The following is a 22562-nucleotide window of genomic DNA, read 5'->3' as shown; positions in this document are numbered from 1 at the left end:
TCAAGAGAACCTTATTCAGCCTCGGCCGGAGCCTCTTCTGAACGGGACTGTTCAATGGAAGGCTGTTCATCGCCTTCATCATGTCCGTTTTCATCGCCGCCCCGTTCACCACGTGGCTCACGACGCTCTTCGTAGGCACGCTGGCGCTGCTGCTGGCGCTCATTGCGTTCCTGCTGGCTCTGCTGAGCGGCCTGGTTCATGGCATTCAGAATGCGGAAATAATGCTCTGCATGCTGAAAATAGGCTTCCGCAAGAATGCGATCCCCCGTTCCTGTCGCATCCCGGCCAAGCTGGAGATACTTTTCGAAGAGCTGCTGGGCAGTTCCACGAATTCTGAGGTCCGGGCCATTGCTGTCAAACACATGGTTGCGGTTCAGAGGGGTCTGGGAATTGCTACTGCGTGGTGTCCCGCCGCCAGCACGATGATGCCGGCCTCTTATACGCTTCATATTCATCGACCCGTGATGCACTTTCCTGATGGCGTGCCCCACTTCTGCCCGTGCAGAAGGATGCGTCCGCCGCTGCCGAAAAGACGTCTGTCTATCTCGCTGTGGCTGGACACTGGCCAGCCTCTCATCCGCTGCCGGCTACTGAAAGACGGTCAACAGGAGCAACTGCATGAAGGAAAAAACCGCCATTGCGGCTTTTACATCAGAATGCAGTTTCCTGTTCATATCAACTCTCCAGCTCTAAGCCAACGTCTTTCCTGAGTTTTCTGGCCATTGAAGAACAAGAGCGCGTGCAATACCGCCCAGATCGTTCTGCCGCGCAACCTCCCGCAACCCGTTAGCGCGCCCAATAACTGAAACGGCATCAATCTGGCCGAGACCCATTTCCAGAATGGCATGACCGCCCGGCACAAGACGCGACGGCAGCGCCTGGCATAGCAGACGATAGGCATCCAACCCGTCCTGCCCCCCGTCCAGCGCGCGCGCAGGCTCATAGTGCGAGACTTCCGGCATAAGGTCGGGCACATCCGCACTCTCAATATAAGGAGGGTTCGAAATCACCACATCGAACGTCCCTGCCAGAGCGGAGTCCCAGTTTCCTGCCAGAAAATAACTCCGGCCCTGCAATCCATTCCGTATGGCATTCCTGTGTGCAAGGGCCGCCGCACCTGCCGAGAGATCGACGCCCACACCCCAGGCCTGCGGATATTCCGAAAGAGCCGAGAGAAGGAGGCAACCTGTGCCCGTTCCAAGATCAAGCATCCTGAGGGGCGCCGCATGATCTGGCCGCACGGCCAAAAGTGCTTCGATCAAGGCTTCACTATCCCCACGAGGGATCAACGTGTCGGGTGTCGTATGAAAATCAAGCGTCCAGAACCCTGTTTCCCCGACGATAAAAGCCAATGGCTCCCGTGCCGCACGCCGCATGACAGCCTGCTTAAACCGAATCGCATCATCCTCGGAAACAGTTGTCAGAGAAAACAGTCCAGCTGGATCACGATCCGTCGCCCAACCGAGTAAAAGGCGGGCCTCCCGTCTTGGATCTTCAAGCCCAGCCTTTTGCAGAGCATCCGTTGCCTGTCGAAGAAGAGCATCTTTTGCAGTCATCTTGTCTGCGAACCTGCTATACCTGTCATCATGAAGTCCAAACGTGCATTTTTCTTCTCAGCCCTGCTTCTGGGAAGCACCCTGCATACCGCACAGGCCCAGTCAGAACTGCCAGGCACCTTCAGCGTAACCGATGAGCGTGCCTCGGAAGAGATTTCCGAGGTGTCCCGTCTTTACCTTGACGGGAACCTCGTGGCGACCTTTCGACTTGGACTGTCCAAATCGCGCGAAACCCGCACCATTCCCCTGCCCGCCGGGCGGTATGATGTTGATTACGCGCTGTGTGGCGAAATCACCATCATGCATAATGGCCATCAGGAAACGCATCAGGTCAGCAGCGAGGGGCAACTCCACCACCCGGAAGGCCATACTCTGGATGCCGTCGGAAGCAACAACTTCACCGACTTCTTTCTGGTGGATTACAACGATTCGTCCGTCGCTACCCATCGGCATGGTCGTGCCGCTGTCTGCGCTACCCCGAGTTCTTAAGCCTTAAAATCCTTCGGCAGCCAGAAGCTCGGTTTGTTCCTCGCGTGTCAGCGCATCGATGATCTCGTCGAAGTCACCCGCCATGATGCGCTCGATCTTGTAGAGGGTCAGATTAATCCGATGATCCGTCACACGCCCTTGAGGGAAATTATAGGTCCGGATGCGCTCTGAGCGATCACCAGTTCCCACCTGAGACTTACGATCTGCAGCACGCGATTCATGCGCGGCTGATCTCTGGCGCTCATACAGGCGCGCACGCAGAATCTTCATGGCCTTGGCACGATTCTTGTGCTGGCTTTTCTCTTCCTGCATCGCGACAACGACACCCGTGGGGATATGCGTGATCCGAACCGCACTCTCGGTCTTGTTAACGTGCTGCCCACCCGCACCAGACGCGCGATAAACGTCAATCCGCAGATCGTCGTCATTGATCGTCACGTCCACTTCTTCCGCTTCCGGAAGAACAGCGACCGTCACCGTGGATGTGTGGATACGGCCCTGACTTTCCGTTGCCGGGACGCGCTGAACGCGATGCACCCCCGATTCATATTTCAGACGGGCAAACACGGAACGGCCGGAAATCGTCGCCATGCCTTCCTTCAGGCCAGCGACTTCGCTCTCCGCATATTCCATGACCTCGAACCGCCAGCCATTCTGCTCCGAAAAACGACGATAGGCGTCAAAAAGTTCGGCAGCAAAAAGCCCTGCCTCATCGCCACCCGCCGCTGGCCGAATTTCCAGAATAGCACTGCGCTCATCCGCAGCATCCTTGGGCAGAAGTGCGATCCGAAGATTGTGCTCCAGCTCCGGAATCTGCGCTTCAATATCCTCAAGCTCGGCTTGAGCGAGTTCCTTCATCTCCGGATCAGCAAGAAGAGCTTTGGCCCCTTCCCGCTGTTTCTCTGCAGCCTGCCAAGCCTGAATGGACGCAACAACAGGTTCAAGCTCCGCATACTCGCGCGAAAGGCGGGTAAATTCTTCTCCCCCCATTTCGCCGGACGACATCAGAGCCTGAATTTCTTCCGAACGGGCGACAATCCGTTCAAGCCTGTCATCAAATGCCACGTCTCAGGCGCCCTTCAGGGCCTGCACGAGGTCAGATATGGCCACTTCCTGCTGCTCGCGGGTTCCAAGATTCCGAAGCTGCACGACACCACGCGCCAGCTCTTCGTCACCCAGGACAACCGCATGAGACGCACCAGACTTCACGATGCGCTCCATACGCTTCTTCATGTTACCACGCGTTTCGATCTCAGCACGTAGTCCAGCCTCACGAAGAGACCGCACAATGGAAGCGCCTTTGAGAACAGCTTCATCGCCCATGGGAACGATCGCAATTCCAGCCGCAACGGAAGGTGTTTCCTCCAGCAGAAGCGCCAGACGCTCGATACCGCCAGCCCAGCCAATCGCAGGAATGGCAGGGCCGCCCATCTGTTCGACCAGACCTTCGTATCGGCCACCAGCCAGAACAGTGCCCTGCGCGCCCAGCTTGGTCGTCACGAATTCGAACGCCGTGTGGCTGTAGTAATCAAGACCACGCACGATCCGCGGGTTCTCGACAAATTCCACACCAAACGCCGTCAGGTAAGACCGCAGATCATCCCAGAACTTGCGAGACTCATCGTTCAGGTAATCCGCAAAAGCCGGAGCATCAGCCAGAAGCGCCCGATCCTGCTCAGACTTGCTATCCAGAATACGCAGAGGATTAACCTCAAGACGCACCCGGCTTTCTTCTGATAGGGCATCGGCATGTTGACGGAAATAAGCGACCAGAGCCTCCCGCCATGCCTGACGGGACGCAACATCACCCAGCGTATTCAGTTCCAGAACAACATGCTCGGACAGGCCAAGAGCCTTGAGAATGTCGTAAGCCATTGTGATGACTTCAGCATCCCGCAGCGGCCCCTCAGCACCCAGCAGTTCCGCGCCAATCTGGTGGAACTGACGATACCGCCCCTTCTGAGGACGTTCATAACGGAACATCGGCCCGTGATAGAACGCCTTCTGCGGCAGAGATTGTGTCAGGCCATTTGTCACGAGCGCACGGCAGATGGAGGCCGTGTTTTCGGGACGCAGCGTGATGCTCTCGCCACCCCGATCCTCAAACGTGTACATCTCCTTGGACACGACATCGGATGTCTCACCGAGCGTGCGGGAGAAAACCCGTGTGTCTTCGAAGATCGGCGTGCTCCATTCCTCAAAGCCATAGGTTTCGAGAACCGAACGCGCCGTTTCCACCACATGGTGATGGCGGCGCATGGTGTCGCCAATAAGGTCGTGTGTGCCGCGGGGAGGTTGCAGTCCTGACATCAGTGGCTCGCCGGGTCCATCTGCTTGGCCGTCGTGGCTTCAGCCGCACCTGCATCAATTGCAGCGACCTTGGCTTCCACCAGTTCCACAATGTGTTCGATCATGTTCTCGGCCGGCATCGTGTGATCCTGACGACCAGCGGAATAAACCATGTGACGGCCCGAGCCACCGCCGGTCACACCGATATCGGTCATCAGGGCTTCACCCGGACCATTCACAACGCATCCGATGATGGAGAGCGTCAGCGGCGTCTTGATATGCTGGAGGCGATCTTCAAGCGTCTGAACCGTCTCGACCACGTTGAACCCCTGACGGGCACAGGACGGGCAGGAAATGATCTTCACACCTCGATGACGCAGGCCCAGGGACTTGAGGATGTCCCAGCCAACCAGCACTTCTTCTTCCGGAGGCGCAGAAAGCGAAACGCGCATCGTGTCACCCACACCAGCCCAGAGCAGGTTGCCCAGACCAATGGAGGACTTCACTGTACCTGCACGCTTGGAGCCAGCTTCGGTAATGCCGATGTGCAGCGGATGGTCACAGCAGTCTGCAAGCTGCTGATAAGCCGCAACCGCCATGAACACGTCCGATGCCTTCACGCTGATCTTGAACTCATGAAAATCATGGTCCTGAAGGATCTTGGCATGTTCCAGAGCACTCTCAACCAGAGCTTCCGGGTTAGGCTCTCCGTACTTTTCCAGAAGGTGCTTTTCCAGTGAGCCAGCATTCACGCCGATACGGATGGAACAGCCATAATCCCTAGCCGCATTCACAACCTCACGGACACGCTCGGCACTACCGATATTGCCCGGATTGATACGCAGGCAGGCAGCACCAGCCTTCGCAGCTTCGATCGCGCGCTTGTAATGGAAGTGAATGTCCGCAACGATCGGAACGTTCACTTCGTGCACGATCTCTTTCAGAGCTTCCGTGCTGGCTTCATCCGGACAGGACACGCGGACGATATCCACACCTGCCAGTTCGGCCAGACGGATCTGCTCGATCGTCGCCTGCGCATCGGATGTCAGGGTGTTGGTCATGGTCTGCACGGAGATCGGCGCATCACCACCGACCGCAACCTTGCCGACATGAATCTGGCGCGACTTGCGACGCTCGATGTGCTGATAGGGGCGGTAGCTGCTCATGATTTACCTCTTCGTGCCCGGACAAACCGGGTCCTGTGGGTCAGGGGCTTGGCCCCTGTTTAATGCGATGGAGACGATTGATCCAGTTGCCGGGCGTTCAGATCGTCAGCAGAGAGTTCTGCGGTAGGCTTTGCAGGTGGTTTTGCGCGATGAGGCACAGGTTTCACAACTGGCGCAGAAGTATCCTGCAATCCAGTATCTGCTTCAGGCGTAGAAGGAAACGCAGACTGGCCCGACGTTTCTGGCGCAGGTTGCGCAGGAAGAGCAACACCACTGCCGAAAGCACCGGACTTGATAGCTTCAGCCGTGACTTCAATGTTCCGGCGAACCTCGCCCTGGCGCCCAAGAGGCGCACTGGTTGCACCGTCTGTTGACAGAACCACGCCTCCAGCATTCCCGAACGACATGCGAAAGGGTGCGCCCGCAACGTCGCCCTGCCAGCTTTCACCAGCTTTAAGAACGCGCGCGACCAGAACATGACCGTCCTTGTCTTTCACCTGCATCCAGACGGGAGCCAGCACACGCACCACAACCGATCCGACAGGCACAGCCGGGGCCGGTGTTTCTGCTGGTGAGTCCGTTGACGGCCCGAACTGATCCGACGCGTTCTGATCCGTGTCTTCGGAGCTACCAGTAGCCGGCTCCGCTGAAGCCACAGCACCAGGAACAGGCTGGGTCTGGGGAACTGCCGTTGCAGCTTTTGGCGGAAGCGAATCTGGAAAAGTCTCAGCAGGCGGCGTACTGGCAGGACCGGGGAGCTGCGAGACATGCGGCTCAGGCGTGGGTGCACGCCCCGGCATAACCGATGCGACCTGTGGGGACGTCGTTGCAGGCGTAGCGGCTCCTGGCATCAACTCAGCAACAGCCGGAACCCGACGATCTGCCGGGCTCTCATGCGATGCAAACCGATACCATCCCGCATAAGCTGCAACGACAACAACGAGCCCTGCTCCGACCAGAAGCCCGATTGGCAACCCACGCTCCCCTTCAGGCTGAGGGAAAACAAGGTCTGTTTTGCGGTTGACGACACCCCGATATTCACGACGGAAGCGCGCAACAAGACCGTCCGCATCCAGCTGCATGGCATGGGCATACGTCCGCAGGAAGCCGACTGCGTAAGCAACACCCGGCAGGGACGACAGATCATCGGTCTCCAGCGCGATCAGCAGACGGCTTCGAATACGCAGCCATTGCGCAACGTCCTCGATCTGCCATCCCAGCTCTTCCCGACGCGTACGCAGGATCGTTCCAACACTGGGTTGGTCGGAGCGAAGCGGCATCGTGCGGTCGGAAGGAGGAGACATGGCTGAATAACCTGATCAGGCGGGAGCGTGAACGCGGTCTTCCCGCTTTGCAATGGCTTCGACAGCCTGCTCCACGAGCGTGGCAATAATCTCGGAAACCGGACGGATTTCCTTGACCATGCCAACAGACTGGCCAGCCATGACAGAGCCATTATCGACGTCACCATCCATAACGGCACGACGCAGCGCACCAGCCCAGAAGTGCTCGATGGAAAGCTGAGCGTCTTCCTTGCTCACATCGCCGCTCTGGAACTTCTGGATCGTCTCGGCCTGATGCTTCAGGAAGCCACGACTTCCAGCGTTGGCAAGGCCGCGCACTGGGATGACCGGGAACTGCTCATCAAGCTGCACGGATGTGACAGCGTCACGGGCATTGGCCCGCAGGAACGCCTTCTTGAAGTTCTCGTGCGCAATGCTCTCCTGAGATGCAGCAAAGATCGTTCCAAGCTGCGCGCCGGAAGCGCCCTGCTCCAAATACGAGACAATCGCATCACCACGGCCCAGACCGCCCGCCACAAAGACAGGAACGTCTTTGATGTGCGGCAGAATTTCCTGTGCCAGAACCGTCAGGGAAACCGGGCCAACATGGCCGCCAGCTTCAGAACCCTCAATGATAAGCGCTTCGATACCCAGCTTCACCAGACGCTTGCCCAGAGCCAGCGCAGGAGCAAAACCGATCGCACGCGCTCCGCCATCACGGACACGCTTGATGATCGCACTCGTCGGCACGCCACCAGCCAGAACGACATGAGACACGTTATGCGCAAGACACACATCGACCAGACGCTCAAGCTGGGGATGCATGGTGATGAGGTTCACACCAAACGGGCGCTTCGTCAGAGCCTGCGTAGCAACGATCTCTTCCTCAAGGCGCTCCGGCGTCATCGCACCGCACGCAATCACGCCAAAACCGCCAGCATTGGAGATGGCTGAGACAAGATTACGCTCGCTCACCCAGGACATCGCGCCGCCAAGAATGGCGACTTCGCTGCCCAGGAAGTCACATCCCGGCTTCCAGAGGCGGTTCAGGGTTTCGCGGGCGTCCGTCATTGCACTCACGTAGAGGGTTCCTCTTTCTTGTCCAGCCCGTACGCGGTGTGCAGTGCACGCATCGCAAGCTCTTTATATTCCGAATCAATTAGGACGGAGATCTTGATTTCGCTGGTAGAAATCACCTGCACGTTGATTCCACGCTCCGCCAGCGTTCCGAACATGGTCGCGGCAAGCCCGGCATTGGACCGCATGCCAACACCAACAACACTGATCTTCACCACATTGTGGGACGTCTCAAGCTCGCCATACTGGATAATGCCATGGGCTTTTTCCAGAACCGCACGAGCCGCCGCCTCATCGCTCTTGCCGACCGTGAAAGTCATGTTCGTCATGCGGTCAACGCCCGTGCTCTGCACGATCATGTCCACATTGATGTTTGCCGCAGCCAGAGGTCCGAAGATGGCCGCTGCGATGCCCGGACGGTCCGGAATACGCCGGACGGAGAGCTTTGCTTCATCATGCGAGCTGGCAATGCCCGCAACCAGTTCCTTCTCCACGATCTCGTCCTCATCCACCACAATCGACCCACTGTCATCATCCGTCTCGGAAAATGACGACAGCACACGTACACGGACCCCTTCACGCATCGCCAGCCCGACACTGCGGGTCTGAAGTACCTTGGCGCCTACGGAAGCAAGTTCAAGCATCTCTTCATATGTGATGCGATCCAGCTTCCGCGCGCGCTTCACGATACGCGGGTCCGTCGTATAAATTCCATCAACATCCGTATAGATGTCGCATTGATCCGCATGGATCGCCGCGGCAATCGCTACAGCAGATGTGTCTGATCCGCCACGCCCAAGTGTGGCAATCCGGTTATCCGGCCCAATCCCTTGGAAGCCGGCAATAACCGGCACAATGCCATTATCAAGACATTTCAGCAGTTCCGTGCCGTCAACGCCATCAATGGACGCTTTCCCGTGCGCGTCATCCGTCACAAGCGGAATTTGCCAGCCCTGAAAAGAGCGAGCCGGAACGCCTAGTGCCTGTAGCGCGATAGCCACAAGGCCGCTGGTCACCTGCTCACCAGACGCCACGACAGCATCATATTCCTTCGGATCTGCCAGCGGATCCAGCTCGGCGCAGTATCCAACCATTTGATTGGTCACACCCGCCATGGCTGACACGACAACAGCCACCCGACGCCCCTGCGCATGCTCGGCCTTGACCCGCTGCGCAACGATCCGGATGCGTTCAATTGTTCCGACGGACGTACCGCCGAATTTCATGACGATCGTTTTCCGTTTCCCGCTATCCACAGACATGGAAAGAGTATCGGCACGACCGGAAACCTGGTCGTGAACGGGAGTATCGGACATGGACATCGCGGATAAGGCTCCAGTACGTGTCTGGCGTTGCGCGCTCGGGTCTGGCATCGGATACGGCACAAAACAGATTTGCCGGCCGGTCTTCTGAACAGACTCTGCCGGTCCACATACTCGTCTCGCCACGCCGCGTCCAGCCGACGGCACCATGCGGGCACACAGAAGGACAGTTCTGATGGCCTCAGAAACCGTTTCCGGAAGCACCTCACACCGCTCTTCCGTTTCCGATTCCGAAATCGCCCATTTCAGTGCGCTGGCCAAGGACTGGTGGAATCCGCGTGGCCCAATGGCCCCTTTGCACGCCATGAACCCCCTGCGGACGGACTGGGTCGCCTCCCGAACGACCTCTCTCAAGCCATCCGAAGGAAAACGCCTTTCGCTACTGGATATCGGCTGCGGCGCAGGCCTCGCCAGCGAAGCTTTTGCAAAACTGGGGTTCGAGACACTCGGCCTTGATGCAAGCCCGGACGGGATCGAAGCCGCCCGTGCCCATCAGGCTACCTACCCACTGCCACCGAGTGCCGCACCTCTGACTTATCGCAATGGTAGTGCAGAAGATCTGGTGGATGAAGGCGCAGAGTTCGATGTGGTTTCGGCACTTGAAGTCATCGAACACGTCAATGATCCGCAGGACTTTTTACACATGCTTGCAACCCTGACGCGCCCGGGAGGCATGGTTGCAGTGTCCACAATGAGCCGCACCCCGCGTTCATTCGCCATGGCAAAGCTGGGCGCCGAGTACCTTCTGCGCATGCTGCCCGTCGGCACACATGACTGGAAGAAGTTCATCAAGCCGGAAGAACTGGCAGCCATGGCCCGAAACGCCGGTCTGCGCATGACCGATATTGCCGGCATGAGCTACCTCCCCCCGCGCTGGCGCACGACCCGCGACACCGGGGTGAATTACATCGCGATGTTCACGAAAGGCTGAAATAAAAAAGGCGCTCCGAAGAGCGCCTTTTTCATTAAAAATCAGACCTGCGTGTTCATAAACGCAAACGTCGTCGGGCTGCCGACAGGCGTAAAGTTTTCCGTAAACGCAAGCTGCCCGGTGTTCTTGTCCACCTTGAAAGACGTCACCGCATCCGAACGCTGGTTGGCGCAGAACAGGAACGTTCCGGACGGATCGAACATCATGGCTCGGCCGTAATCGGCATGCATCCAGACTTCATCCTGCAGGGACAGCGTTCCATCCGCAGCAATCGCGAACACAGCCAGCGAATCGCCCAGACGGTTGGAGGCATAGACATACTTGCCGCTGGCCGAGATCAGAATTTCTGCTGCCAGCGTCGAGCCACGGAAATGCGGCGTAACCGTGCTGACGGTCTGGATGTTTGTGATGGCACCCGTCAGCGGATCGAAGCTGGAAACCACGATCTTCGAGTTCTGCTCGCACAGATTGTACATGATGCGTCCCGAGTGATTGAACTCGAAATGACGCGGCGCAGAACCGGGCTCCATATCGTAATACGGCGTCTTGGCCGGAATAAGCTTTCCGGTCGTCAGATTCAGCGTCCAGACATAGACCCGATCCAGGCCTGCATCATCCGCAATCACAAACCGACCACTTGGATCAGAACGGATCATATGCGGATGTGACCCGGAGTGATCCGAGACGGCAAAATTGCCCTGCGGGTTATCGGCTGCCCGCTCAGGCTGGCGCGGTCCCGAGTTATGGACAACGTCCGTTGCGTCGCCGAGCGACCCATCACTACGGATCGGTAGAACGCCAACACATCCGCCAACATAGTTCGCGACCAGCACATAACGTCCCGAGTGGTGAACACTCAGATGGGCCGGTACTGCTCCGCCCGAACTGACAGAGTTCAGCTTCCGCAGCGAGCCAGTCTTCTGATCAACAGCAAAAGCGGTGACAGATCCATCACCATCCTTGTTATAATCGTCGATCTCGCTCAGCGCATAAAGAAAGCGATTGTCTGCAGACAGCGTGATGAAGGATGGGCTGGCAATGTCGGTATAGGTCGTGATCGGTGTGAGAACACCAGACTCACGATCCATTTCGAAAACAGCAATCCCCTGTCCGTTGCCCGCGCCTCCCTGAGGCGCATGCTTGGTATATCCACCCACGAAGCAGACAGTCTTGGAAACAACTTTTGGTGGTGGCGGCGGTACCGGTATGATTTTTGGCTCATCAGCCGCGTAAGACGTACCTGCAACACCGGTTACAGCTGCACCGGCGGCCAGCCCGAGCGTAAAGTCGCGGCGGGAAACGGGGTGGGACATAGGGTTCCACGGTCCTTTCAGTTCAACAGCAGCAAAGACCGACGCCGGGCCTGCGCATCCTTGAAAGACCATATCAGAATGACATGGCCTCCCATTGTAGTTTCTCAGTGAGGCTGCGGAGGCATCTTGCACTGCGGGCCGAAGGCACCGCCGTTGTAACGGGTCCAGGTCTCGGTCTTCCCCAGCAGGGGCATTCCCAGAACATACCCACGCAGCTTCAGGACGTTTGGCTCGGAAAGCCAGATGAAGGCCTGATAAACACGTCCGCTGCGGGGATCAAGAATGTGACCACTCCATTTGTGGTCTTCAATTGGTACAAAGTCTGTCAACATCCATAAACCGCACTCGGCCCGGCCCCATGTGTCCTTCGGCATCTCCCCGTCATAGTCCATGCCGACCAGCCTGCCGCACAGCGCATTTCCGTTGTTCCCACAGTGCTCGATGGAGAAGACACCATCTTTACCCGCGGAAAGCCAAAGCCCCAGTTCCGAAGACGTGCTCGCTGAAGAGACATGGTCCACTGCCTCCGCCTTCCCCAGTGAAGGAGACAGACACAGCAGAAGACCCGAAAGGACCAATCCCCAGCGCATTCAGGCACCGCCAAGCAAGGAATCAAGCCGACCCGCTCGATCCAGGGCAACAATATCGTCACAGCCGCCGAGAGACTTCCCATCCACAAAAACCTGCGGAACGGTCCGCCGCCCTGAGCGCGTCATGGACTCTTCCCGCTCCCGCGTCCCATGAGGGGCGTTGATTTCCTCAAAAATCACACCCTTCGACCTGAGCAGATCAACAGCATGAACACAGTAAGGGCATCCCGGCTGGGTAAAGATTTCAATTTTTGACATACTGTTCTTACTCCTCGGGATACGGAACATCCCGTTCATCGCCTCTGCCGGTGCGGGCTGCAACAAGAATATCCACTGATAATGCTCCTGCCTTCAAGAGCGCATCCGTGCAAACGGACGCAGTCGCCCCCGTCGTCAACACATCGTCCACCAGCAGAACGGCCTGCCCTGCAATTCGTTTTTCCCGCCCTGTGCGGACAACAATCGTGTCGGCAATTTCAGCATAGCGTTCTTTGGGAGAAAGCCGGGCCAGCGGCCTGGTGGCTCGCCGCCGCTCAAGACCATCCATCAAGACAGGAACCTTGCTGTGCCGAGCCAGCCCACGAGCAAGAAGAGCAGCCTGATTATACCGCCGCCTCCACAGTTTACCCCGATACATCGGTACGGGCACCAGCAAAGTAGCCTGATCAAGCAACGATGCCCCGGCTCTTCCCATCTCCTGGGACAGCACAGCCGCATTTTCCGTTCGATCAGAATATTTAAGAGGAAGGATAATCCGCCGGGACCAGTCATCGTAAACAAACGCGGCACGGCCTTTTCGCCAAGCCGGGGGTTTCAACTGACAGGAGACGCAGATTTTTCTGCTGCCACCATAAGATTCATTCACCAGTGGCGTACCGCAGCGGTCGCAACAGGGAGAAACAATACGCTGCGCAGATGAGAAACAGTCGGAGCAGAACGCCCCGTCCGTCATGACGTCGGCTCCGCACCCAAGACAGACTGGAGGGAGCACCACATCTAGGGCCATCCGACAGCAGCGTGAAAAGAACGGCTGGAGCATGTCCCGCAATCAGGAATGGACCAGTTTTAGTTCCACCCGGGACGCATCAATCAGAACCTTGCCTTCATTCTGAAAATTGACAGTGACCCGCTCGCCGATTGCGGACTGGACCTGCCCCCAGCCCCATTCCGGATAGTCCGGATGCTGAACGATCTGGCCGGGCTCAAGGAAAGATTGAAATGGCATGGACATCATGTTGTCCATGCCATGAGAAGACCCTCAGTGCCCAGCATTTTCGCCAGAAAAATCTGGCGCAGCGAGACCTGACGCTTCAAGCTGAACTGCAAGAGCCTGCTTCAGGCGCCCCAGCCCTTCATCCGTTAGCGCCTCTGCCCGGGCGACCAGAACCGCCTGGGTATTCGAGGCCCGCAGGAGCCACCAGCCGTCATCCGTATTGACGCGCACGCCATCAATCTCAGAGACATCCGCGCCTTCCTTGCGAAGACGCTTGGCAACCTCGGCTATGACGCCGAACTTGCGGGTATCGTCGCAGTCAAAACGCAGTTCAGGTGTGCTGATCGTTTCCGGCAATGCGCTACGGACCTCTGAAAGAGGCTTCCCTAGCCGAGAGACGATCCCGATGAAACGCACAGCCGCATAGAGCGCATCATCAAAGCCGTACCATTTGTCGGCAAAGAAGATATGCCCGGACATTTCGCCAGCCAGCGGTGACTTCGTCTCGGCCATCTTGGTTTTCACCAGAGAATGACCCGTTTTCCACATCAGTGGCTGACCACCCGCCTTAGCGACTTCATCGAAAAGAACCTTGCTGGCCTTCACATCCGCGATGATCGTTGCGCCCGGATGATTCCGCAGTACATCGCGCGCCAGAAGAACCAGAATCTGATCCCCCCAGAGGATTTGCCCCTGATCGTCGACAACCCCGATCCGATCAGCATCTCCATCAAAGGCAACGCCAAGATCAGCGCCCGTTTCCTCAACCTTATGGATCAGATCCTGAAGGTTCTTAGGAACCGTCGGGTCCGGATGATGATTGGGAAAATGACCATCAATCTCGGCGAACAGGACCGTATGTTCACCCGGCAGTTCTTTTACCAGCCGGGACAGCACATCGCCTGCGGCCGAATTACCATTGTCCCACACCACTTTCAGTGGGCGCGACCCGTCATAGTCCTGAAGCAGCCGGGCAATATAGGCGCTGGAAATGTCTTCGCGACGGGATGTTCCTTCAGCCGCAGGAACGACGTCTCCATTAGCGGCCAGACGGCCCAGCTCACGGATCTGATCTCCGTAGAATGGCTTCCCCGCACTCATCATCTTGAAACCGTTATAATCCGGCGGATTATGGCTTCCTGTGACCATGATCGCCCCATCAGCTTTCAGGGCGACAGATGCGAAATAGAGCATGGGAGTTGGGCCACAGCCGATACGGATGACCTCCGCACCAGATGCTACGGCACCTTTGACAAGAGCTTCTTCGAGAACGGGAGACGACAGTCTCCCATCAAAGCCGATAACAACGCTATGTCCACCCTGTCGAATGACCATACTCGCGAAAGTACGGCCAATCGCAAAAGCATCTTCAGGGTGAAGCGTTTTCCCAACAATCCCGCGAATATCGTATTCGCGGAGACTGGTTGGATCAAAATCGTGCCTGAAAGACATCAAATGGCATCAATATACTTCTTGAGGAATGCCTTCACGGCATCACCCAGATCGGGGCGATCGATCGAGAAGGCAATCTGCGCTTCAAGGAAGCCAGCCTTGTCACCGCAGTCATAGCGCGTGCCTTCATAGCGCAGACCATGGAACGGGACATGCCCGATCATCTTGGCCATCGCGTCTGTCAGCTGCACTTCGTTACCTGCGCCGCGCTCAAGCTTCGAAAGATGCGTCATGACATCTGCCGTCAGAACATAGCGTCCGATGATGGAGAGGTTGGAAGGCGCATCTTCCGGGTTCGGCTTTTCGACGAGCCCCTTGACTTCCACAAGGCGCCCATCATCTGCGCCAACATCGAGAATACCATAACGATTGGTATGTTCCCGCGGGACTTCCGTCACAGCGACAACGTTTCCACCCGTCTGGTTATAGGCATCGACGAGCTGGGCCACGCAGCTGCGGCCGCTCTTTACAATGTCATCCGGCAGAAGGATGGCAAACGGGTCGTCACCAATAAAGGAGCGGGCACACCAGATGGCATGACCGAGGCCCAGCGGCTCCTGCTGACGGACTGCCACCAGTGAACCAGCCTGCACGCTGCTCGGCTGAAGGGCTTCGAGTGCGCTTTTCTTGCCACGCTCTTTCAGCGTTGCTTCGAGCTCATAAGCGATATCGAAATAATCGATCAGGCTGTCCTTGCCGCGTCCGGTGACGAGGCAGAATTCTTCAATGCCAGCTTCACGCGCTTCATCGATGGCATACTGGATCAGTGGCTTATCGACGACTGGAAGCATTTCCTTTGGCATAGCCTTGGTCGCCGGAAGGAACCGCGTTCCAAGTCCTGCAACGGGAAGGACTGCTTTCTTCAGGGGCTTGATCACGAAACCTCACACATCAGCCAGAACAATCATCCGACCGCCGAGCTGAATACTCATGCGCTCTGATGAAAACATAGAAAGGCATAACGGTGGATTAGCAGTCTGGCAACAAAATGGCACAGACGCAAAACACCACGCTGGATGCCTTAACTCTGGCATTCAGGGTGAGTTTTGTTTTTGTGATTTTTTCGAGAATTTTTCATTTCCCTGAGAAGGGAAATGGTGCGGCCGAGAAGACTCGAACTTCCACGGGGTTGCCCCCACAAGCACCTCAAGCTTGCGCGTCTACCATTCCGCCACGGCCGCCCCGTGACAAACCGTCTTGTGTAGTGCAAGACCGTCCGGTGAGGGGCGATATAGCCGATGCCTGAAGCGAGAGCAATGACCAGAAACGATATTTGTGAAGAAATTTTGTGGAAAAAATCAGACGGGCTGACACCTTACCCTGATGCCCTGGATTTCATGGCGACCCGCTCCCGCCAGATCCATGAGGGCAGTGCCAGCCCTCTCGTCTGGCTCGTAGAACATCCGCCGATCTTTACAGCTGGCACATCCGCTCGCCCGGAAGATCTTTACAATCCGCACGGCTATCCAACCTACAGCGCCGGCCGTGGTGGTCAGTGGACCTATCATGGCCCCGGCCAGAGGCTGGCCTACGTCATGCTTGATCTGGGACGTCAGAACGGAACCATTCCTCCAAGAGACCTGAGAGCTTTCGTCAAAGGGCTGGAGCAGTGGATCATTGAGACACTGGCATACCTCGGCGTTGAGGCGTTTACCCGTGACGGGCGCATCGGCGTCTGGACCATTGATCCCTTGAGTAGCCAAGAAGCTAAAATTGCCGCCCTGGGAATTCGCGTCAGCCGATGGGTCAGCTGGCACGGCATCTCGATCAATCTTGACCCGGCGCTAGACGATTTCGATGGGATTGTTCCCTGCGGCATTCGGGAATTTGGCGTCACAAGCCTTCGCCGCTTCAATCCAGCCCTGACTATGCAGGATCTGGACGACGCGCTGGCCGCAACATGGTCAGCGCATTTCGGGTCTACCCCCCGGAAGGAGTGAAAACCGTTGGCGTGAAGGTCACGCCCTCTTCCACGCTGTTGAGCGACACACTGAAATGGTTCTGACGGGCATCTACGCCCTGAAGACCCATAAGCGACAGTTTTCCGTCCATATCGGAGAACTGGAGCGTCAGAAGACCCTGGGATGGATTATTGGCCTCGGCAACAGAGATCTGAAGTGATCCCTGCCCTCGCCTGACATCCGTCACCTGAATATCCTGATCGAACCGGATTGGATGATGAAGCAGCAGGCCCAGCGGATTGCGCTTCAGCGACAGATGCGTCACAGCCCCGCTATCCATGTCATCCAGAACAAGATGACCATCGCCGGCGACAAGCTCCATCACGTGTGGCGTGACGTAATCGAGGCGCAGATGTCCCGGCACATAAACGAATCGCCCGGCACTGTGGCCTGCATCCGGACCAATCTGATTGAACGATGCCTGCATTCCAGTCACACCGTTCATGTAGGTTTCAATACGATGAACATCCGCCTGCTGATCGGCGGGAAGATGTCCATAACCGCTTGTGGCGCAGCCAGAAAGAAACAGAAGAGCCAGAAGGGCACGCTTCATGGAGTGGTTTCTCCGTGCAGGACAAGAGACAGGGCATGTAGTCCCGTTTCAAACTCCCCGGCGAGCAATCCGTTCACCAGACGGTGCCGGGCAATCCGGTTCAGACCGTCGAACTTCGCACTGGTGATGGCAATATTGAAATGCGTTTCTCCCGGACTGCCCAAAGCTTTTGCGCCGGCATGATGAGCATGACGGGCGCTGTCATCCTGAATTTCCAAAGCACTGGGAGCCAGTTCCCGCTTGAGAATTCCGGCAATTCTGTCCCGTCTCGTAAGGGGCTGCGTCATGGTCAATTAAATCCGACTTGGTTTGTCCGCTTGCATCAAACGGCGCACATTGCCCATATCAGACACCATGCAGCGTAAATCTACCAGACATCGGGCCTTCGATCCCGATCCAGAGGCACCAGAGCAGACCTGCGATCATCCGGGCTGCATGGAACGTGCCGGCTATCGTGCGCCCCGCGGACGTGAAGCCCTGCGGTCCTACTTCTGGTTCTGCCTTGACCATGTGCGCGAATACAATTCCCGCTGGGATTTCTATCGCGGCATGACACCCGGCCAGATCGAGGCTCATCTGCGTGCTGACACCTCCTGGCAGCGCCCTTCCTGGAAACTGGGCACCGGCACGGCCAACAAGGCCGAATTCAACGAAGAGGATATTCTCGACCCGTTGGATATTCTCGGCGCCAGTCGTCGGAACCGGGCCGAACGTGCCAAGGAAAGCGCCAGACAGCGCGCCGCCGCCAGCGGTCCGCCAGAACCACTCCGCCAGCCATTGGCTACACTGGACCTGTCCTGGCCCGTATCTCTGGACGAGGTCAAAACCCGATATCGCGCGCTGGCGCGACGTCATCATCCCGATGCGAATATCGGAGACCAGAAGGCCGAAGAGCGTTTCAAGGCGATCGGATCCGCATATGCGGTGCTGAAAACGCATTTCAGCCGCGAGTCAGAGTTCGTTTCCTGATTTTCTCTCTGGAAGAGTGGCGCACAAAGGCCCATCTTTTCAGAACATTCCTGAATTCAATGAAAGTCCGTCAGACCCATGAGTGATTTCGCGACGATCGACGCCCCGGAAACCGTCACCACCGCCGAGAGTTCAACGGTGCCAACCAGCGTTCTCGGTGCGCCTGACCTCATGGTGTCTTCGCGTGAGGTGTTTGGCATCAAGACGGATCTTCAGGTTCCAGCCTATTCGGTTCGTACCGAGCACGTCCCCGATATCGACGACTCCTACAAGTTCGACGAAGACACCACCCGCGCCATTCTCGCAGGCTTTGCGTATAACCGCCGCGTCATGGTTCAGGGCTTCCACGGTACCGGCAAGTCGTCCCATATCGAGCAGATTGCTGCGCGCCTGAACTGGCCCTGCGTGCGAATCAACCTCGACAGCCACGTGTCGCGTATCGACCTGATCGGCAAGGACGCCATCGTCCTGCGGGACGGCAAACAGGTGACAGAATTCCGTGAAGGTCTGCTGCCGTGGTGCCTCCAGCATCCCTGCGCACTGATCTTCGACGAGTACGATGCTGGCCGCCCGGACGTGATGTTCGTGATCCAGCGCGTTCTGGAAGCCGAAGGTCACCTGACCCTGCTCGACCAAAACCGCGTGATCCGCCCGAACCCGGCGTTCCGCCTATTCTCCACGGCCAATACGGTTGGCCTTGGGGACACGACCGGTCTGTATCACGGCACCCAGCAGATCAATCAGGGTCAGATGGACCGCTGGAACATCGTCGCCACTTTGAACTATCTGCCGCTGGAGCAGGAAGTCGCTATCGTTACGTCTAAACTGAAAATTGGCGCGGACGACAAGGACCGGACGAAGATGGTCGAGCGTATGGTGGCTCTTGCCAACCTGACGCGTTCCGGTTTCATGGCTGGAGACATTTCCACAGTCATGTCTCCCCGCTCCGTCATTGCCTGGGCAGAGAATGTTCAGATCTTCAATGACGTAGCTTTCGCCTTCCGCCTCACCTTCCTGAACAAGTGTGACGAAGCAGAGCGCGGTATTGTGGCCGAGTACTATCAGCGCTGCTTCAACGCCTCCCCGGTGGAGTAAAAAGCCTTGTCAGCGCCCAAGAACTCCCCTCCTGACGAGAACCGTCAGGAGGGCTTCCGCCGCGCCACCATCGCGACCCTTCGCGCTCTGGGCGGTACGCCTGACCAGAACGTGGATTTCCAGGGCGTGGTCGTAGGCAATCGTCTGCCAGCTCCTCCGGCGCCGGGTTCGATCCAGTTGCCCTACATGTCGCGCAGCATGCACGACCGGGAGATCCAGAAAGTTCGTGGAGCGGCGGATGCCGCAGCCCTGAAACTGCGTCACCACAAGGATGGGCTGGACGCACACTTCCCCGAGCCACAGGCTCAGGAAGCTTTCAGCGCGCTTGAGCAGGCCCGCTGCGAGGTTTACGGCTCCCGGCATATGGCAGGTGTCCGCGCCAATCTGGACCAGCGCGTCATCCAACAATGCACCGAGGCTGGCTGCAACCGCATGGCCACCAAGGACGATATGCCCGCAGCCATGGCACTTGGCCTTCTGGCCCGCGAAGCCATGTCCGGCGAACATGCGCCTTCACAGGCAGGCCCGGCTCTCGATGCATGGCGCTCTTCCCTCTCGCCGTCTGCGCGTAGTGCTCTGGCTGAAATGGCCGCAACGCAAGGCGATCAGACAGCGTTCGCCAAGGCAATCACGCATCTTCTGGGAGCCTGTCAGCTTACCGAACTACCGGAAGAGATTGAGCAGCAGGCTCCCTCTGACGATTTCTCGGAGGATGAGCAGCAGTCTGAAGACGACGCAGCCGTCCCACAGGAAGACGAACAGACACCTGCCGGCGAAGAGCCGGATCAGGAAGACGGGTATCAACCCGAGAGCGGTGAAAGCGGTGTCACAGGCGAGACAGAAATATCTTCCGACGCGCTCGATTCCCCTGAAACAGGTTCCGAAGAAGCCGCGGGCCCTTCCGATCAGACTGGTGAAGGATCTGGCGCGGGGATAGCGTCCTCTTACAAGGCGTATACGACGAAGTTCGACGAGGAGGTGGGGGCGGCTGATCTGTGCGATCCGGATGAACTGGATCGTCTCCGGCAGCAGCTCGATCAGCAGCTTGTCCAGCTTCAGGGGCTTGTGTCCCGACTCGCGCACCGTCTGCAACGGCGCCTTATGGCGCAGCAGCAACGCCGATGGGAGTTCGAGCAGGAGGAAGGCATCATCGATGCCGGACGCCTCTCCCGTGTCGTGACAAATCCGACCCTGCCGCTGTCTTACAAATATGAAACCGAAATGGAGTTCCGCGATACGGTCGTGACGCTCCTGATCGACAATTCAGGCTCCATGCGTGGTCGCCCGATTGGTACGGCCGCCATCTGTGGCGATATTCTGGCCCGTACACTGGAACGCTGCGGCGTCAAGGTTGAGGTTCTGGGCTTCACCACCCGTCAATGGAAGGGCGGCCAGAGCCGGGAACAGTGGGTCAAGAACGGACGACCGCCTGAACCGGGCCGCCTGAACGATCTGCGTCACATTATCTACAAGGACGCGGACACCCCATGGCGTCGGGCCCGGAAAAATCTGGGCCTCATGCTGCGAGATGGTCTCCTCAAGGAGAACATTGACGGGGAATCGCTGCTCTGGGCCTGGAAGCGCCTGAAACGACGCCCGGAGCACCGGCATATCCTGATGGTGATTTCAGATGGTGCGCCGGTGGATGACAGCACGTTCTCTGCCAATCCGCACAACTATCTTGAGAACCATCTGCGTGAGGTCATCAAGCGGATCGAGAGCGATCGCAACACGGAACTTCTGGCTATCGGGATCGGCCATGACGTAACGCGGTACTATCGACACAGCGTGACCATCAGCTCCGCTGAAGACCTGGGCGGAACCATGATGGCTCAGCTGAGCGAGCTTTTTACGCCCGTCGGGCAGCGGCGAGCGCGATAACCGCATCCAGCATACGGTCGGTATCGGCGGTGGTGGTGCGGTGATTGACGATCGCCGCCCTCACCGCCAGCCGACCGTTGATCCGCGTCGTGGACGGAGCTGCCACACCGCTTTCATGAAGGTCCTGCACCAGTTCGGACACGTCCTGATCTGACAGGCCATCAATCCCGAAACAGACAATATTCAGCGTCACGGGCGCCAGAAGAACCAGACCCGGTGTCGTCTGGACACGACGCGCAAGATGCGCCGCCACGTCGCAGCACTCTTCAACCATTTGCCCCATCCGCTCGGAGCCATAATGGCCCAGCGTCATCCAGACCTTGAGCGCACGAAATCCGCGAGACAGATCAGGCCCGAAATCACAGAACCATGGGGCGCCACTCGCAAGGCCACGCGGTTCGCGGATCAGGTAATCAAGGGACTGAGCAAAAGCGGCCGCGTGAGCTTTCCCATCACGCACGAGAACGCAACCCGCGTCATACGGAACCTGGGCCCATTTGTGAAAATCGAAAGCCAGACTGTCCGCTTTCTCAATACCTGAGAGAGCATTCTTAAACCGGGACGACAAACAGGCCAGAGCCCCAAACGCTGCGTCAACGTGAAACCAGAGGCTGTTCTCACGGGCAATCGCTTCAATCCCGGCAAGATCATCAATCGCGCCGCAATCCACAGTTCCGGCCGTTCCGGCCACCATGAACGGGATGTAGCCCGCTTCACGATCTTCCCTGATCATGCGCTTCAATGCCGCCAGATCCATTCTGTGATCTGTCAGCACCGGCACCCGCCTGAGGGCATCGCTCCCAAAACCCGCCAGATCAAACGCTCTCGGAAGGCAACCATGAGCAGTCGTCGCGGCATAGCCGACCATCTTGCGGCCCCCGACACCCTGGGAGCGAAGGGTAATATCCTGCGCACGACTTGCCGTAATGATGCTGATGAAGTTAGCCATGGACGACCCGGTTACCAGACAACCGGAGCCATCTTCCGGCATGCCCACCATGGAAAGAGCCCAGCGAATAACTTCGCGCTCGACTTCATTGGCAGCATGACTGCGCCCACCGCAATTGGCGTTCATGCCGCCAGCCAGCATCTCTGCCAGCATCCCCACGGGCGTCCCTGCACCGTGCACCCACCCCATGAAACCCGGATGGGTATTCCCATTGCCATACGGAACCACAAGATCCGTGAATCGATCATGCAGATCTTCGAGAGACTGACCCTGTTCAGGAAAACCGGTTTTCAGAGCATCGCGAGCGGCCTGCGGCATAGGCTGCCAGACTGGCCCTTCCCCGACATGCTCCATACGATCAAACAGGGCATCGAGCATCTGGTGCCCCATCGCACGGATGCCGCTCCAGTCTTCAGGGTCCAGTCCCGCCATGAAGAGATCCTTTTCGCTACCAGATGTCCCTAGCCGCGATA

24 protein-coding genes, 1 tRNA gene and 1 pseudogene are annotated in these 22562 nt (G+C 57.7%); 6 read left to right on the top strand and 20 right to left on the bottom strand.

Annotated elements, in window-relative coordinates:
- Window positions 1-11: 11 nt before the first annotated feature.
- Window positions 12-455, bottom strand: a complete 444-nt coding sequence (locus GFR01_RS11845; RefSeq protein WP_063904718.1) for a DUF4167 domain-containing protein — start codon at window positions 453-455, stop codon at window positions 12-14.
- 234 nt (window positions 456-689) lie between these two features.
- The gene (prmC, locus tag GFR01_RS11840; protein WP_099182627.1) at window positions 690-1556 is read right to left on the bottom strand and encodes a peptide chain release factor N(5)-glutamine methyltransferase; all 867 of its coding nucleotides are present in this window, start codon (window positions 1554-1556) and stop codon (window positions 690-692) included.
- Between the two features lie 30 nt (window positions 1557-1586).
- Here prmC and GFR01_RS11835 point away from each other — a divergent pair, with 30 nt between their 5' ends.
- On the top strand, window positions 1587-2045 hold the full coding sequence (locus GFR01_RS11835; protein WP_099182626.1) for a hypothetical protein: 459 nt from the start codon (window positions 1587-1589) through the stop codon (window positions 2043-2045).
- 3 nt (window positions 2046-2048) lie between these two features.
- On the opposite strand, the gene prfA is transcribed toward GFR01_RS11835, so the two are convergent.
- Genes prfA through GFR01_RS11805 form a run of 6 tightly spaced genes read right to left on the bottom strand, consistent with a single transcriptional unit; the run spans window position 2049 to window position 9182 of the window.
- Window positions 2049-3110 carry a peptide chain release factor 1 gene (prfA, locus tag GFR01_RS11830; protein ID WP_099182625.1) on the bottom strand — a complete coding sequence of 354 codons (1062 nt, stop codon included), beginning with the start codon at window positions 3108-3110 and terminating at the stop codon, window positions 2049-2051.
- Between the two features lie 3 nt (window positions 3111-3113).
- Window positions 3114-4355, bottom strand: coding sequence for a histidine--tRNA ligase (hisS, locus tag GFR01_RS11825; RefSeq protein WP_099182624.1), 1242 nt, complete (start codon window positions 4353-4355; stop codon window positions 3114-3116).
- Window positions 4355-5500 (bottom strand): flavodoxin-dependent (E)-4-hydroxy-3-methylbut-2-enyl-diphosphate synthase, encoded by a 1146-nt coding sequence (gene ispG / locus GFR01_RS11820; RefSeq protein WP_063904723.1) that lies wholly within the window; start codon window positions 5498-5500, stop codon window positions 4355-4357. The genes hisS and ispG overlap by 1 nt, the downstream gene beginning before the upstream one ends.
- 59 nt (window positions 5501-5559) lie before the next feature.
- The gene (locus GFR01_RS11815; protein WP_099182623.1) at window positions 5560-6804 is read right to left on the bottom strand and encodes a helix-turn-helix domain-containing protein; all 1245 of its coding nucleotides are present in this window, start codon (window positions 6802-6804) and stop codon (window positions 5560-5562) included.
- A gap of 15 nt (window positions 6805-6819) precedes the next feature.
- Window positions 6820-7854, bottom strand: coding sequence for an NAD(P)H-dependent flavin oxidoreductase (locus GFR01_RS11810; RefSeq protein WP_063904725.1), 1035 nt, complete (start codon window positions 7852-7854; stop codon window positions 6820-6822).
- 5 nt (window positions 7855-7859) lie between these two features.
- Window positions 7860-9182 carry an aspartate kinase gene (locus tag GFR01_RS11805; RefSeq protein ID WP_099182622.1) on the bottom strand — a complete coding sequence of 441 codons (1323 nt, stop codon included), beginning with the start codon at window positions 9180-9182 and terminating at the stop codon, window positions 7860-7862.
- A gap of 175 nt (window positions 9183-9357) precedes the next feature.
- On the opposite strand from GFR01_RS11805, the gene ubiG reads away from it, so the two are divergent.
- Complete coding sequence (gene ubiG, locus GFR01_RS11800) at window positions 9358-10113, top strand: bifunctional 2-polyprenyl-6-hydroxyphenol methylase/3-demethylubiquinol 3-O-methyltransferase UbiG (protein ID WP_099182621.1); 756 nt, start codon at window positions 9358-9360, stop codon at window positions 10111-10113.
- Between the two features lie 41 nt (window positions 10114-10154).
- On the opposite strand, the gene GFR01_RS11795 is transcribed toward ubiG, so the two are convergent.
- From GFR01_RS11795 to GFR01_RS11760, 9 genes and pseudogenes are all read right to left on the bottom strand, one after another.
- Window positions 10155-11426, bottom strand: a complete 1272-nt coding sequence (locus GFR01_RS11795) for a lactonase family protein (RefSeq protein ID WP_167384249.1) — start codon at window positions 11424-11426, stop codon at window positions 10155-10157.
- A 104-nt stretch (window positions 11427-11530) separates the two neighbouring features.
- Window positions 11531-12016: a DUF2147 domain-containing protein gene (locus tag GFR01_RS11790; protein WP_099182619.1), complete on the bottom strand. Its 486-nt coding sequence runs from the start codon at window positions 12014-12016 to the stop codon at window positions 11531-11533.
- On the bottom strand, window positions 12017-12274 hold the full coding sequence (grxC, locus tag GFR01_RS11785; protein ID WP_099182618.1) for a glutaredoxin 3: 258 nt from the start codon (window positions 12272-12274) through the stop codon (window positions 12017-12019).
- 7 nt (window positions 12275-12281) lie between these two features.
- Window positions 12282-12725, bottom strand: coding sequence for a ComF family protein (locus tag GFR01_RS16060; RefSeq protein WP_244902289.1), 444 nt, complete (start codon window positions 12723-12725; stop codon window positions 12282-12284).
- A 120-nt stretch (window positions 12726-12845) separates the two neighbouring features.
- Window positions 12846-13022, bottom strand: a pseudogene (locus GFR01_RS16130) (double zinc ribbon domain-containing protein); the annotation flags it as partial.
- Between the two features lie 42 nt (window positions 13023-13064).
- On the bottom strand, window positions 13065-13247 hold the full coding sequence (locus GFR01_RS11775) for a DUF3553 domain-containing protein (protein ID WP_007282066.1): 183 nt from the start codon (window positions 13245-13247) through the stop codon (window positions 13065-13067).
- Between the two features lie 27 nt (window positions 13248-13274).
- Window positions 13275-14681: a phosphoglucomutase/phosphomannomutase PgmG gene (gene pgmG / locus GFR01_RS11770; protein ID WP_099182616.1), complete on the bottom strand. Its 1407-nt coding sequence runs from the start codon at window positions 14679-14681 to the stop codon at window positions 13275-13277.
- Window positions 14681-15559 (bottom strand): UTP--glucose-1-phosphate uridylyltransferase GalU, encoded by an 879-nt coding sequence (gene galU / locus GFR01_RS11765; protein WP_063904732.1) that lies wholly within the window; start codon window positions 15557-15559, stop codon window positions 14681-14683. The genes pgmG and galU overlap by 1 nt, the downstream gene beginning before the upstream one ends.
- A 217-nt stretch (window positions 15560-15776) precedes the next feature.
- A tRNA-Leu gene (locus GFR01_RS11760) sits at window positions 15777-15862 on the bottom strand.
- A 75-nt stretch (window positions 15863-15937) separates the two neighbouring features.
- On the opposite strand from GFR01_RS11760, the gene lipB reads away from it, so the two are divergent.
- On the top strand, window positions 15938-16621 hold the full coding sequence (lipB, locus tag GFR01_RS11755; RefSeq protein ID WP_099182615.1) for a lipoyl(octanoyl) transferase LipB: 684 nt from the start codon (window positions 15938-15940) through the stop codon (window positions 16619-16621).
- On the opposite strand, the gene GFR01_RS11750 is transcribed toward lipB, so the two are convergent.
- Both GFR01_RS11750 and GFR01_RS11745 read right to left on the bottom strand, forming a co-directional pair.
- The gene (locus GFR01_RS11750) at window positions 16602-17195 is read right to left on the bottom strand and encodes a LolA family protein (protein ID WP_099182614.1); all 594 of its coding nucleotides are present in this window, start codon (window positions 17193-17195) and stop codon (window positions 16602-16604) included. The genes lipB and GFR01_RS11750 overlap by 20 nt on opposite strands.
- Entirely contained in the window at window positions 17192-17482 is a 291-nt protein-coding gene (locus tag GFR01_RS11745) for a BolA family protein (protein WP_099182613.1), read from the bottom strand. The genes GFR01_RS11750 and GFR01_RS11745 overlap by 4 nt, the downstream gene beginning before the upstream one ends.
- A 67-nt stretch (window positions 17483-17549) precedes the next feature.
- Between GFR01_RS11745 and GFR01_RS11740 the strand changes: the two genes are divergently transcribed.
- From GFR01_RS11740 to GFR01_RS11730, 3 genes are all read left to right on the top strand, one after another.
- Window positions 17550-18164: a J domain-containing protein gene (locus GFR01_RS11740; RefSeq protein WP_063904735.1), complete on the top strand. Its 615-nt coding sequence runs from the start codon at window positions 17550-17552 to the stop codon at window positions 18162-18164.
- A gap of 78 nt (window positions 18165-18242) precedes the next feature.
- Window positions 18243-19259, top strand: a complete 1017-nt coding sequence (gene cobS, locus GFR01_RS11735) for a cobaltochelatase subunit CobS (RefSeq protein WP_099182612.1) — start codon at window positions 18243-18245, stop codon at window positions 19257-19259.
- A 6-nt stretch (window positions 19260-19265) separates the two neighbouring features.
- Window positions 19266-21140 (top strand): cobaltochelatase CobT-related protein, encoded by a 1875-nt coding sequence (locus tag GFR01_RS11730; protein ID WP_099182611.1) that lies wholly within the window; start codon window positions 19266-19268, stop codon window positions 21138-21140.
- Here the strand turns inward: GFR01_RS11730 and GFR01_RS11725 are convergent.
- Window positions 21109-22521 carry a pyridoxal phosphate-dependent decarboxylase family protein gene (locus GFR01_RS11725; protein ID WP_099182610.1) on the bottom strand — a complete coding sequence of 471 codons (1413 nt, stop codon included), beginning with the start codon at window positions 22519-22521 and terminating at the stop codon, window positions 21109-21111. The two genes, GFR01_RS11730 and GFR01_RS11725, sit on opposite strands and share 32 nt — an antisense overlap.
- Between the last annotated feature and the right edge of the window lie 41 nt (window positions 22522-22562).

The organism is Gluconobacter frateurii (genome assembly GCF_002723955.1).
In the GTDB taxonomy this organism is placed as follows: Bacteria; Pseudomonadota; Alphaproteobacteria; order Acetobacterales; family Acetobacteraceae; genus Gluconobacter; species Gluconobacter frateurii.
The sequence above is the reverse complement of the archived record's forward strand: the minus strand, read 5'-3'. Positions and strand labels throughout refer to the sequence as shown.